This is a genomic window from Phyllobacterium sp. CCNWLW183, from assembly GCF_037203775.1.
Classification (GTDB): Bacteria; Pseudomonadota; Alphaproteobacteria; order Rhizobiales; family Rhizobiaceae; genus Phyllobacterium; species Phyllobacterium ifriqiyense.
In genome coordinates, this window is the sequence record NZ_JBBCBN010000004.1 from 135,337 (window position 1) to 148,693 (window position 13,357).

General features: G+C 54.1%; 11 protein-coding genes. 9 read left to right on the forward strand and 2 right to left on the reverse strand.

Going from position 1 to position 13,357, the window contains the following annotated elements:
* Position 1: 1 nt before the first annotated feature.
* Together V9K95_RS10975 and V9K95_RS10980 are read right to left on the reverse strand one after the other, a co-directional pair.
* Complete coding sequence (locus tag V9K95_RS10975; RefSeq protein WP_115052010.1) at positions 2-364, reverse strand: DUF427 domain-containing protein; 363 nt, start codon at positions 362-364, stop codon at positions 2-4.
* Positions 365-443: 79 nt separating this feature from the next.
* Positions 444-1,637 carry an ROK family protein gene (locus tag V9K95_RS10980; RefSeq protein ID WP_336440811.1) on the reverse strand — a complete coding sequence of 398 codons (1,194 nt, stop codon included), beginning with the start codon at positions 1,635-1,637 and terminating at the stop codon, positions 444-446.
* Between the two features lie 116 nt (positions 1,638-1,753).
* Between V9K95_RS10980 and V9K95_RS10985 the strand changes: the two genes are divergently transcribed.
* The 9 genes from V9K95_RS10985 to V9K95_RS11020 all read left to right on the forward strand — a co-directional run bounded on the left by V9K95_RS10985 (position 1,754) and on the right by V9K95_RS11020 (position 12,945).
* Complete coding sequence (locus V9K95_RS10985) at positions 1,754-2,491, forward strand: glucosamine-6-phosphate deaminase (protein ID WP_336440812.1); 738 nt, start codon at positions 1,754-1,756, stop codon at positions 2,489-2,491.
* Complete coding sequence (locus tag V9K95_RS10990) at positions 2,488-3,504, forward strand: amidohydrolase family protein (protein WP_336440813.1); 1,017 nt, start codon at positions 2,488-2,490, stop codon at positions 3,502-3,504. The genes V9K95_RS10985 and V9K95_RS10990 overlap by 4 nt, the downstream gene beginning before the upstream one ends.
* A 31-nt stretch (positions 3,505-3,535) precedes the next feature.
* Complete coding sequence (locus tag V9K95_RS10995) at positions 3,536-4,732, forward strand: extracellular solute-binding protein (RefSeq protein WP_370878813.1); 1,197 nt, start codon at positions 3,536-3,538, stop codon at positions 4,730-4,732.
* Between the two features lie 217 nt (positions 4,733-4,949).
* The gene (locus tag V9K95_RS23690; RefSeq protein WP_115052002.1) at positions 4,950-5,036 is read left to right on the forward strand and encodes a potassium-transporting ATPase subunit F; all 87 of its coding nucleotides are present in this window, start codon (positions 4,950-4,952) and stop codon (positions 5,034-5,036) included.
* A 171-nt stretch (positions 5,037-5,207) separates the two neighbouring features.
* Positions 5,208-6,917, forward strand: coding sequence for a potassium-transporting ATPase subunit KdpA (kdpA, locus tag V9K95_RS11000; RefSeq protein WP_336440814.1), 1,710 nt, complete (start codon positions 5,208-5,210; stop codon positions 6,915-6,917).
* Between the two features lie 11 nt (positions 6,918-6,928).
* On the forward strand, positions 6,929-8,977 hold the full coding sequence (kdpB, locus tag V9K95_RS11005) for a potassium-transporting ATPase subunit KdpB (RefSeq protein ID WP_336440815.1): 2,049 nt from the start codon (positions 6,929-6,931) through the stop codon (positions 8,975-8,977).
* A gap of 11 nt (positions 8,978-8,988) precedes the next feature.
* The gene (kdpC, locus tag V9K95_RS11010) at positions 8,989-9,558 is read left to right on the forward strand and encodes a potassium-transporting ATPase subunit KdpC (protein WP_336440816.1); all 570 of its coding nucleotides are present in this window, start codon (positions 8,989-8,991) and stop codon (positions 9,556-9,558) included.
* 13 nt (positions 9,559-9,571) lie between these two features.
* A complete protein-coding gene (locus V9K95_RS11015; RefSeq protein WP_336440817.1) occupies positions 9,572-12,262 on the forward strand; it encodes a sensor histidine kinase KdpD in 2,691 nt (896 codons plus the stop codon).
* Positions 12,259-12,945, forward strand: coding sequence for a response regulator (locus V9K95_RS11020; RefSeq protein WP_115051992.1), 687 nt, complete (start codon positions 12,259-12,261; stop codon positions 12,943-12,945). The genes V9K95_RS11015 and V9K95_RS11020 overlap by 4 nt, the downstream gene beginning before the upstream one ends.
* The last annotated feature ends 412 nt before the right edge of the window (positions 12,946-13,357 follow it).

The window sequence follows — 13,357 nt, forward strand, 5'->3', positions numbered from 1 at the left end:
ATCAGGACAGAACCTGCCGGGCCTTCACGCCTTCAAATGTTACCTTGCGGGGGTCGAATGCGCCGTGTCCTGCAATCTGAGCCACCTCGGCCTTGGGTTCTTCATAAGCCCACATAGCATCATTGGCAGCTTCACCCTGACCGGTTATCCGCCAATAGGAGGCGTCCCCCTTAAAAGGGCAGTGCGTTCGCGTCTGCGTTTTTTCGAGATGGACGAAGTAGATGTCGTCGAAGGGGATATAGAGCACCGGTTCATGCCCGGCTTCACGCAGCTCCAGAGCCCTGTCTGTGGATGCTATAACGACATCAAGAAATCGCACTGTCACTGGGTCGGGAAACGCATGTATGGTGATGGGCAGGCCCATTGGGAAACTCCTTTGCAGAGGATTTCAAAGAACAATAGCTGGTAAGAGATTTTGTTCCGCACCCGGCTATGAACATGCCTTATGCGGCGCGCTTGTTTTGCCTGATGAATGTTTCCAGTCCTGCATTCAACAGCGGCAGACACGCACCATGAATAACATAGTCTTGACTGAACTTGTCGGCGATCAAGGTTGGCAATTCCAGCGAACCGATAAGCCCCTCCGTCTTGAATGCGCTTGTGAATGCCTGCCACACATCCTCATTGGCTACAAACGGGCCCGTTACGATAACACGTGAGGGAAACAGGAGGCGGCATACATTTGTCAGCGAGCGTGCCATGAGTTTTATGGCTTCCGTCACTTCAGGAACATCGACCAGGGGCAGGCCTGCCAATTGCCCGGCCAACAACTCCTCTTCGTCCGAAAGGTCAGGCCATAATTCCCGCAGACGCGGTAGAAGAGCCCATAAAGCGGCCCCCGTTTCCAGGCATCCATGATTACCGCAATCGCATTCGCGCTCGCTCAAGGCGTTAAAACGCCAATGGCCAATCTCTCCGAATGGACCGCCATTTTGCAGGAATGGCTGACCAGCGATACTGCAGGAAAGACCAATGCCCCATCCCCAGTGCATCAGCAGCGTATTGCCGCTGCGATAGGCCGATTCCTGCGTCGTTCGAGCGTCAAGTTCTGCATCAAGGTGTCTGCAAACAGTTGCAACAGGTGTCGCCGAAGCAAGCGCGCTGCCAATGTCGAGATTGCGCACTTTTGGCCAGCGGGAGGTTATGAGCCATGTTCGGGCTTGGACATCGACAACGCCGGGCACGGCAACGGAAGTTCCCATATGAATCATCCCAGCCGGACATTGTGCAATCAGCCACTTGACCAGCTGGCGCATTGCATCAGCCATGACGGCATTGTCCGCATCGGCGGGGATTTCCACGGCCCTGTGTTCAAGGGTGGTGCCGCCGAGATCCAGAAGAAAGCCGAGCAAAGTGCGGCTGGAAATGTGGATGACAGAGGCACCCAGACGCTGAAAATTCAGCCCTATTTCTACTGGTGGACGACCCCGGCCCATCTTCGTTCCCGGCCGCTCTTTAACCAGGCCGCGCTCCGTCAGATCGCTCACCACATGAGAGGTGGCTGTCGATGTCATTTTCAACTGGTCAGCGACGCTGGCTCGCGAATGTGGGCCCGGGCCGGACAGCAGGGCCGAGACGCGCGCGCAATCGCGTTGGTGCGCGTCGTCATATGCGGTTTCGTCAATCGTCAAAAACATGGAGTTTCTGCCCGTTTCTATTTTTGAACTTCAATATTCGAAAATACCTTGCCGTGTCATATAAAGCTGTGCTTACTATGAGAGCAAGCCGATGACACGTCCACAAGGGATAAAATATGATCGATATAAGACAATTAGCCGACAAGGCTGTTTTGGGTGAAGCGGCAGCCAAACTGGGTGCAGAAGCAATCCGCGCAGCAATTGCAGCCAAAGGCAAAGCGTCTATTATCGTGGCCACAGGTGCCAGCCAGTTCGAGGTCTTGCAGAATCTGGTGGCTGCTGAAGGTATCGATTGGTCCAAGGTGACGGCATTTCATCTCGATGAATATGTTGGAATGGACATTGCCCACCCGGCAAGTTTCCGAAAGTTTCTGCAGGAGCGATTCGTCGATCCTCTGGGCGGTGTCGTTGCATTTCATCCAATTAATGCCGAGGTCGATGCACCAGCAGAAGCCGAGCGCATGAGCGCCTTGATTGCCGACCATGACATTGATGTTTGCTTTGCTGGAATCGGCGAGAATTGCCATCTTGCCTTCAATGACCCGCCTGCCGATTTTGAGACGGACAAGCCCTATATTGTTGTGACGCTTGATGAAGCCTGCCGCAAACAGCAAATGGGGGAGGGATGGTTTCCGACCCTTGAGGCTGTGCCTGAAAAAGCCATTTCCATGAGCATCAAACAGATTCTGAAGAGCAAACTCATCATCCTGTCCGTGCCGGACGAACGTAAGGCGCAGGCGGTAAAGGATGCAGTGGAAGGCAAGATTGATCCGGTGCACCCAGCGTCCATTGTGCAGAAGCACCCTCATACCGTGCTCTTCCTTGATCCCGCATCGGCATCGAAACTTTCATGATTACAAAGGGCCTTGTCGATATTCAGGTAAATGGCTTTGCCGGGGTTGATTTCAACGATCCCGGCATTACGCCTGAGACATTGGACCTTGCTCTTGAAGCCATGTTGGCTTCGGGAGTTACGACCTGCCTGCCTACGATAATCACTGCACACCGTGATGAGCTTGAAGTCCGTTTCATGGCATTGGACAGGGCTGTGCGCGAAAGCCGCCTTGGACCGCTCATGTGTCCCGGCTATCATCTTGAAGGTCCATTTCTCAATCCTGCCGATGGTTTTTCCGGATGCCATCCAGCCAATGCCATGACGGCAGCCGATCCTGCGCTTGTCACTGCATTGCAGGAAATAATCGAGCGGCCAATTCTGCTGGTGACGGTCGCGCCTGAAATTCATGGCGGGCTCGAGTTTATAAAAGCGATGCGTGCCAGCAACAGGCTCGTTTCCATTGGTCATTCGTCAGCCGACAATCATATTATCGCGGCGGCGGCAGATGCGGGTGCGGGGCTTTCCACCCATCTTGGCAATGGCTTGCCGCAAATATTGCCCAAGCTCGACAATCCGCTATTCGCACAGCTGGCAGAGGACCGTTTGCTCGCAACCTTCATTGCCGACGGCATTCATATGCCGCCTTATGTGTTGAAAAGCCTGATCCGAGCCAAAGGATTTGAGCGCTCGGCGTTGGTTACTGACGCCGTTGCCGCCGCTGCTGCCCCTGCTGGAACCTATCCATTTGCCGGTATGCAGGTTGATCGGTCGGAATACGGTGTGGTCAGCCAGAGCGATTCTTCGGGCTTGGCCGGGTCTTCGCTTTGCCTGGACGATGCGGTGCGCAATCTTGTGCGCTGGAACATCGCCACCTTTGAACAGGCCGTGGAAATGGCTTCGACCAGGCTGCTGCAAGCGCTTGCTCCGGTATTGGAGGCGCATGGGGTGAGCTTGGCGTTAAGCGAACTTGAATGGTCTCAATCCATGAATGTGACGCGGGTTCGTATCGGCAACGAAGAACGGTTTTTCTGATAATCGATCCAAAAACAAAAAGGGGAATGGAATGACACACGACTTCTTTCGATTGAATCGCCGCACAGTGCTGGGTGGCATGGCGGCCACTGTTGTCACAGGCATTACCGGAGCACGGGCGGCAGCACCAGCGCTGCCTGCATCGCCGGTTGTCATCACCGTTATGGATGTTGGCGGTGCGCTGGCTTTGAGTCAGCCGGCTTTTGAGGAATATGCAAAGACTTATCCTGAGCGCGCATCGCGGATCATTTTCGCCAAAGCCCCGGTCACTGAACTTGCCGGAAAACTAAAGGCACAACAAAGCGCCAATCGCGTTGATATTGACCTTGTGTTGACCGGAAGTGACGGGCTTGCCGCGGGTCTCGTCAATCAAACCTGGATGAAAATTCTACCCGATTTCTCTTCGACATTTCCAAACCTTGAAGAGAATTACGAACCCGCCGCCTTAAATCTTTTGAAGGCGCAGGGCGATGGCTATGGTGTTGTTATCAATTATTACCCGTCCGGACCTTTGCTCGAATATGATCCGGAGCGCGTGAAGAAAGTTCCCACGACTGCCGAGGAACTCCTTGCCTATGCCAAGGAAAATCCAGGCCGCTTCATGTATGCCCGTCCGACAAATTCAGGCCCGGGCCGCACATTCATGATGGGATTGCCCTATCTCCTCGGCGATAAGGATCCTTCCGATCCGGTGGATGGCTGGGAGAAAACCTGGGCTTATCTGGCCGAGATCGGTCAATATATCGATTATTATCCGGCAGGAACCGGCGTGACGATGAAGGAATTCGGCGAGGGTTCGCGCGATATCATCATCAGCACAACCGGCTGGGACATAAATCCGCGTGCTCTTGGCATTGTCCCGGAAACCGCAAAGATCGGCACACTTAAGGGCTTCCATTGGGTTTCTGATGCTTTCTTCATGTGTGTTCCCAAGGGAATAGCTGAGGATAAGGTTGCAGTCGTGCTCGACCTGATGGCGTTTCTGCTAACACCAAAAGCACAGGCTTATTCCTATGACGAGGGATATCTCTATCCCGGACCTGCGGTGAAAAACGTGCCTTTATCCATGGCTCCGCAACGCAGCCAGGATGTTATCAAGGAATTCGGGCGGCCGGAATATGCTGACCTTATTGCCAATAATCCAATCGAACTGCCCTTGAAGCCTGACAAGATGGTCATTGCATTCAGGAAGTGGGATGAACTTGTGGGCGCGAAAAAGTCCAAGTAATGTTGAGGACAACGGGAATGTCATCGCATTCCCGTTGTCATTTTCCTTATGTTTTCCTTATGTGCAGCATCTCTATTCACAATCGATAACTGACGCCGATAAGCGCATGTTGGGTCCAGCTAAACCAAATGGATAACTGACATGCTGGACTTTATCTTCGTTGCGCTCGGTTGCGGTATCTTGCTGCTTCTGGGCCTCTACGCACAGGCATTAAGCCGTGTTTGAGCTTATTCTCGGCCTTGGCGTTGCTGCCGGCCTTTGCGCTTATTTGGTCGTGACCCTTGTTGCGCCCGAGCGCTTCTAGCGGCTTGAAAATCGTTCAGGGTGGCCTGCAAATGGCAGGGTTCTGCGATCCGGTGCTCACATACAAAAAAGTACACTCCGCTCCGGTTCTCAAACCCTACCATTTTCGGCTCACCCTGAACGATTGTCAGGCTTTCGCTGAATTCCCCATTTTCCATTTCGGAGACTACCAATGACACTTGTCGGATGGCTGCAAATCAGCCTGACGCTGCTCGCCGTTCTTTTGGCGATCAAGCCGCTTGGTCTTTATATGAGCCATGTTTTTGCTGGGGAAAGAACGCTTCTTTCGCCGGTGCTCAATCCTGTTGAACGGGCATTTTACGCTGTTGCCGGAATAGACAAAAGTCGCGAGCAGAACTGGATTTCCTATGCATTCGGTGTTCTGCTTTTCAGCACTGCGGGCTTCCTGGTTCTCTATGGCATATTGAGACTACAGGACATCTTGCCGCTTAATCCGCAGGGATTTGCTGGTGTTGCACCTGACCTCGCCTTCAACACGGCGGTCAGCTTCATCACCAACACCAACTGGCAGTCCTATGGTGGTGAAACCACGATGAGTCATTTCAGCCAGATGGCAGGACTCACCGTGCAGAACTTCCTTTCTGCTGCAACTGGAATGGCGATCGCTGTTGCCTTGTCTCGGGCATTCGTGCGTTCAAACATGACCACGCTTGGCAATTTCTGGGTCGATATGACCAGAGCGACGCTTTATGTGCTGCTGCCACTGGCCGTCATTGTTGCACTGCTCTTTATCGCGCTCGGCATGCCCCAAACGCTTGATGGTTCATTTACAGCCACAACGCTGGAAGGCGCAAAGCAGATCATTTCAACAGGGCCGGTCGCCAGCCAGGAAGCTATCAAACAGCTTGGCACCAATGGCGGTGGTTTCTTCAACGTCAATGCCGCACATCCGTTTGAAAACCCGAACGCCTTTTCGAACTATCTCGGCGTGTTCTCGATGCTCGTCGTGTCATCGGCAATGGTCTACGCATTCGGGCAGATTGCCGGCCATCGCCGCCAAGCCTGGGCGCTGCTGTCAGCAATGGCGATCCTGCTCATCATCGGCATTGGTGCGGTCTACTGGGCGGAAACAAGCGGCAATCCTATCCTGACCCAACTGGGAGTGGACTCCTTGCAAGGGAACATGGAAGGCAAGGAAATTCGCTTTGGTCAGGCTGGCACCGCCCTTTACGCCGCCGTGACAACCGGCCTTTCCAATGGCGGCGTGAATTCGATGCACGCATCGCTGACGCCGCTTGGCGGTCTTATTCCGATGTTCCTTATCCAGCTTGGCGAAGTATTGCCGGGTGGTGTCGGTTCCGGGCTTTACGGCATGGTGATCTTTGCAATTCTCACAGTGTTCGTTGCAGGGCTGATGGTTGGCCGCACCCCCGAATTTCTCGGCAAGAAGATTGAGTCGAGAGAGATGAAATTTGCGATGCTGGCCGTTCTTGTACTGCCGTTGGCAATCCTCGGCTTTACTGCAATCTCTGCAATATTGCCCGTAGGTCTTGCCGGACTGCTTAACAAGGGTCCGCACGGTCTGTCGGAAATCCTTTATGCTTACTCATCCGCTGCGGGCAATAACGGCTCTGCCTTCGCCGGCCTGACGGCTAACTCGATCTGGTACAATACGACACTTGGCATTGCCATGCTGCTCGGCCGCTTTGCCTATATCGTGCCGGTTCTTGCAATTGCGGGATCACTTGTCGGCAAGCAGAAGGTTCCAGCTTCCGCAGGAACATTCCCAACCGATGGCCCGCTCTTCGTTGGTCTGCTCATCGGTATCATCATCATTCTCGGCGGCTTGCAGTATTTTCCTGCTCTCGCCCTTGGTCCCATCGTCGAGCATTTCCTGATGCTCTCCGGTCAGACGTTCTAAGGATCAGCAAAATGTCTTCAAAGGCAAAATCAATATCCATGTTCGACAGTGCCATTCTGGTTCAGGCACTGAAAGGATCATTCATCAAGCTCAATCCGATGAAGCTGGTGCATAATCCGGTCATCTTCACCACCGAAGTCGTCGCGGCTATGGTGACGCTTCTCTGGTTGCGCGACATGATAAGCGGAAGCGGAACACCATTATTTTCCGGGCAGATTGCCGCCTGGCTTTGGTTCACCGTTATTTTCGCGACCTTCTCGGAAGCGATCGCCGAAGGACGCGGCAAGGCGCAGGCGGACAGTTTGAAGCGCACGAAATCGGACCTTGTGGCCAAACGGCTGAAGTCTGCCAATGGCAAGGACTATGATGTCGTGCCCGCCACAAGCCTTAAAGTCGGCGACCTTGTCTATATCGAGGTCAATGATCTTGTGCCCGGCGATGGTGAAATCATTGAAGGTGTGGCTTCGGTGAACGAAAGTGCCATCACTGGCGAGTCGGCACCTGTTATCCGCGAGTCCGGCGGTGACCGATCAGCGGTAACAGGCGGCACGCAGGTTTTATCCGACTGGCTCATTGTGCGTATTACAACCAAGCCAGGCGAAACCTTCGTTGATCGAATGATCGCACTGATCGAAGGCGCGGAGAGGCAGAAGACACCAAATGAAATAGCCTTGTCGATCCTGCTGTCCGGTCTGACACTTGTGTTTCTTATCGCAGTTGTGACTGTTTCAGGCCTTGCCGCTTATTCCGGCACGATCATGACTGTTACCGTGCTTGCAGCGCTTTTCGTAACGCTCATTCCGACGACAATCGGCGGCCTGCTTTCTGCGATCGGCATTGCCGGCATGGATCGGCTTATCGGCTTCAACGTCATAGCAACATCTGGGCGCGCGGTAGAAGCCGCTGGCGATGTGGACACTCTTTTGCTCGACAAAACCGGCACGATTACCTTCGGCAATCGTATGGCAACCGAGTTCATCCCAGTTGACGGTATTGCGGAAGAAGAGCTTGCAAATGCAGCGCTTCAAGCCTCGCTCTCTGATGAAACAGCAGAGGGCCGCTCCATCGTGGCTTTGGCTCAAGCCGATTACGGGCTCTCCAACACAGTATTGGATGGCAAGCAGGCAACGTTCATACCTTTTGCCGCCCAGACACGTATTTCCGGGGTGGATATTGGCAAGGAGCAAATCCGCAAGGGTGCGATCGATGCAATCTTGAATGTTGCAGGTCTGACAAAAGACACTGCCCCACAAAGTTTCCAGAAGGCGGTCGATTCCATCGCTCGCGTAGGCGGAACACCTCTTGGTGTGACACATAATGGAAAACTGCTTGGCGTGATCCATCTGAAGGATGTGGTCAAGCCGGATATCAAGGAGCGCTTTGCCGCCCTGCGTGCCATGGGCATCAGGACGGTCATGGTCACGGGCGATAATCCTGTCACTGCCGCCGCGATCGCGTCTGAAGCGGGCGTTGACGACTTCATGGCGGAAGCCACCCCTGAACAGAAGCTTGCCTATATCCGCAAGGAACAACAGGGCGGACGGCTTATCGCCATGTGCGGCGACGGCACCAATGATGCGCCTGCACTTGCGCAGGCTGATGTCGGGGTTGCGATGCAGTCTGGTACGCAGGCTGCGCGTGAAGCCGGTAATATGGTCGATCTCGATTCAAGTCCGACCAAGCTGATTGAGATTGTCGAAATCGGCAAGCAGATCCTGATGACGCGGGGTTCGTTGACAACGTTTTCAATTGCCAATGACGTAGCCAAATACTTTGCGATCATTCCGGCGCTGTTCGTTGTAACCTATCCGCAGCTTGGCGCACTCAACATCATGGGGTTGAGCTCGCCGCAATCGGCAATCCTTTCGGCTGTCATCTTCAATGCCTTGATCATTATCGCGCTTATACCGCTGGCTCTGAAAGGTGTCTCATACAAGCCAGTCGGCGCATCTGCTCTCTTGCGGCGTAATCTTCTGGTTTACGGGCTCGGCGGGCTGCTGGTGCCGTTTGTCGGCATCAAGGCGATTGACATGATCGTCGCCGCACTCAACCTCGTTTAAAGGAAATTGCGATGCTAAACCAAATTCGATCAGCAATCGTACTCACGCTCATTTTGACCGTCGTCACGGGATTGCTTTATCCACTTGCCATGACGGGAATCGGCCAGACTCTGTTTGCGGCACAGGCAAATTCAAGCCAGATAAAGCGCGGCGATACTATTGTCGGCTCCAGTCTGATCGGCCAGAATTTTACCAGCGATATCTATTTCTGGCCGCGCCCATCCGCCACCAGCCCCGACCCTTATAATGCTGCTGCCTCAAGCGGTTCAAACCTTGGCCCAACATCGGCAGCACTGGTTGAGCGGGTAAAAACATCGGTCGAATCCTTCAAGTCAGCCGGTGTAACGACGGCCATTCCAGCCGATGCAGTGACCAGTTCCGCATCGGGGATCGATCCGGATATCTCAGTAGACTACGCAATGCTGCAAGTGGCGCGTGTCGCTCAGGCCCGTGGTTTGGACCCGGAAGCAGTTTCTCAACAGGTCAAAGCCAATACGCGGCAAGCTGTGCTTGGTATATTCGGTGAAGTTGGGGTAAACGTTCTGGCGCTGAACCTGGCACTCGATGATCTGAAGAAATAAACCCGAGGCATTTATGGCCGAATATGGTCACCGACCTGATCCTGATAAATTGTTGGAGCTTGCCGCGCGTGAAAAGCGCGGCAAGCTTACTGTATTTCTTGGCGCGGCTCCTGGCGTCGGCAAAACCTATACGATGCTCCAGCGTGCGCGTAGGCTCAAGGAAGATGGCGTCGATATTGTCATCGGCCTTGCCGAGACGCACGGACGGAGCGAAACCGCAGAATTGCTCGAAGGACTTGAAGTTCTTCCGCGCAAACAGATCGACTATCGCGGTCGCCCGCTGGAAGAATTCGATCTGGATGCAGCTCTGGCGCGTAAGCCAACCGTGCTTGTTCTCGACGAGATCGCACATACAAACGCACCCGGCAGCCGTCATCCGAAACGGCATCAGGATATTGAAGAGCTGATCTGGCACGGCATTGATGTCTGGACGGCGATGAACGTCCAGCATCTGGAAAGCCTGTCTGATCTGGTGACAAATATCACCGGCGTGAAAGTGCGGGAGACCGTGCCCGATATCGTCATCAAGCGGGCCGATGATGTGCTGCTGGTCGATCTTTCACCTATTGAACTCATCGCGCGTTTAAAAGAAGGAAAGATATATCTCCCGGGCAATGCGGAACGTGCTGCCGAAGGATTTTTCAAGCCCGAAAACTTGACTGCGCTGCGCGAATTGGCGCTGCGCCGAACTGCGGATCGCGTTGACGACCAGATGATTGATCTGTTGCGGCAAAATGCGATCGAGGGGCCATGGGCGTCGGGAGAGCGATTGCTGGTCTGTGTCGGGCCTGACAGTCTGTCGGAAAAGGTTGTACGCACGGCGAGCCGTCTTGCTTCAGGTCTCAATGCGCGCTGGCTGGTTGTTTCATTGACCAATGCAAGTACGGCAGGCATGGACGTTGCCGCCAACCAGCGCATCGACAAGATTTTGGATATGGCCGAAAGGCTTGGCGCTGAAACCCGCCGTGTCATCGCCCGGGATTTTGTCGAAGAAATCTATCGATTGTCCCGGCGCGAAAATATCACGCAGGTTGTGCTGGGACGCCCAAGAGGCAAGGCCTTCTCCAATCCCTTCCGGCGCTCCTTGCCCGATGAGGTCATGAAGCGCCTTACCGATGTCGGCGTACACATCGTCACCGGCAGTGAGGAGGATACAGCCTATGTCGCGCCGCCTCCGCAACGACGCTCAAGAATTGAATTGGCAAAATCCATTGCCATTCCGGTTCTGGCCACAGGTGCGACCACTCTGCTCGGACTTGGGGCGAGCAATATTGTCCATCTGCAGAACCTGTCGATGCTTTATCTGGTTGCCGTCATTCTCTCGGCAATGTCGAGCGGACGCTTTGCAGCCATCATTGCGGCTTGCCTGTCTTTCGTCCTGTACAATTATTTCTTCATTGAACCGATCCACAATTTGAGCATTGCCAAGCCGCACCAGCTGTTTTCATTGATCATTTTCCTCGCAGTGGCGCTGATGATAGGCGATCTTGCGGGACGGCTTCGCGATCAGGTCGCCCGTTCGCGCAATCAGGCGAAAAGCACGCAGGCGCTTTACGAGTTCTCGCGGAAACTTTCCGGCACAGCGCGGCTTGACGATGTTCTGGTGGCCGGTGCGACGCATCTTCACGCGACGCTGGAAACCGGCGTGGTGATCCTTTTGCCGGAAGATGATGAACTACTCCTTCAGGCCGCGTGGCCGCCCGATATGGCTCTCGACAGTACGGATATGACAGCCGCACGTTGGGCTTTCGACAAGAATGAGCGTGCCGGGCACGATACGGCAACGCTGCCGCAGATTTCATGGCAATTTCTGCCCATCGTCACGTCACACGGCGTTGCCGGCGTAACCGGCATTTCCATGGCGGATCATTCGGGCTCACTGAGTGAAAACGAAGATCGTAAGCTGATGGCCATTCTGGACCAGACTGCCATCGCTATCGACCGCGCTTTGCTGATGCGCGAAAACGCCAAGACAGCGGCGTTACAGGAAAGCGAAAAGCTCCATACAGCTCTGTTCTCGTCACTGTCACATGATTTGAAAACGCCGCTTGCTTCCATTACCGGCGCAGTGACAACACTGCGGCAACTCGGCGGAAAAATGAAGCAAAGCAGCCGCGATGACCTGTTGCTTTCCATTGAGGAGGAAGCGGGCCGTCTTACCCGGTTTGTGTCCAACCTTTTCGACATGACGCGTATTGAAGCTGGAACGCTGAAAGTCAAAAGTAGTCCGGTTGACGCTGCGGACGTCATTGTTTCGGCGATTGAGCGAATGAAACGGCTCAAGCCCGGGATCGCAATCGATACAAGCATTGCCACGGACCTTGCAGTTGTCAGCGGCGATTCCGGATTGCTCGGCCAAGTTCTGTTTAACTTGCTAGACAATGCAGCAAAATATGGCGGGGACAGCCCGATTGCGGTCTATGCCAAGAACGATGCGGGGCGGGTCGTCATCAGTGTGACTGATCAAGGAAAAGGTATTCCTGAAAAAGATCTCGATCGTATTTTCGAAAAGTTCTACCGGCGCGTAAAAAGTGATGGCCGGGCAGCAGGGACGGGGCTTGGACTTTCCATCGCCCGTGGATTTGTCGAGACAATGGGCGGAACAATCAAGGCGGAAAGCCCGGCCATTCGCAAGCGTGGTACGCGGTTTGTCATCAGTCTTCCAACATTTGAAAAAGCGGGAGGCGAGACAGCAAGCCGATGAACGAGAACCGCATTCTGATTGTCGATGACGAGCCGCAAATACAGCGGTTCCTGCATCCAGCGCTGACGGCGTCCGGCTACGATGTCATGACGGCAGCAACGGCGGCTGATGCAGAGCGGATGATCGCGACCAGCGCGCCGGATCTCGTCATTCTGGATCTTGGTCTGCCGGACAAGGACGGCAAGGAAGTCATTCGGACTGTCAGAGCCTTTTCCGAAGTGCCGATTATTGTTTTATCGGCGCGCGATCGGGAGGCGGAAAAAATTGCGGCGCTTGATCTTGGGGCAAATGATTACGTCGAAAAGCCCTTTGGAATTGGCGAACTTTTAGCCCGCGTCCGCACAGCCTTGCGGCAGAAGGCGGCGGGTGCCAGCGTGCCGTCGATATTTGAAAGCAATGGCCTCGTTGTCGATATGGTCAAGCGCGCGGTTACGCTCCATGGGGAAGAGGTTCATCTGACGCGCAAAGAATATCAGTTGCTGGTGCATCTGGTTTTGCACCCGGGTCTGGTTGTTACGCACCGCCAGCTGCTGGCGTCAGTTTGGGGCGCGGCGCATCTTGAGGATTTGCATTATCTGCGCGTGTTCGTAGGGCAATTGCGCGCCAAGATTGAGCAGGATCCCAATCAACCGCATTTCATTCGTACCGAGCCCGGTGTGGGCTACAGGTTCATTGCAAACTGAAGACGCTTATTCCATGCCGCGACGGCGTGTTGCTGCAACTTTCAGCTTAAGGTAATCAGGCAACATGTCGATATCATATTGGGTAATAGCTGTATTCTACCTTGGACACTTCTGGCCTGTTACTCTGACAGTGATCCTGATTTTTCTGCTTATAGCTAAGTTCGGTACGCGGAACACTGGCTGGCGGGTTTTCTGGAGCGTGTTGGCAATTTCATTGATTGCCCCGCTTTTACTCTGGCTCTACGTCTCGTTCCAAGCGTGATCTGGGCTAAGACGTCAAAGATTTCATTCGATTTCTGGTCGGAGTGAGAGGATTCGAACCTCCGACCCCGTCGTCCCGAACGTCATTGTCTCCCAAAAACCTCAATGAAATTGGTCGAACTCAATGGCTTTGTTCCATGTCCGTTCACGC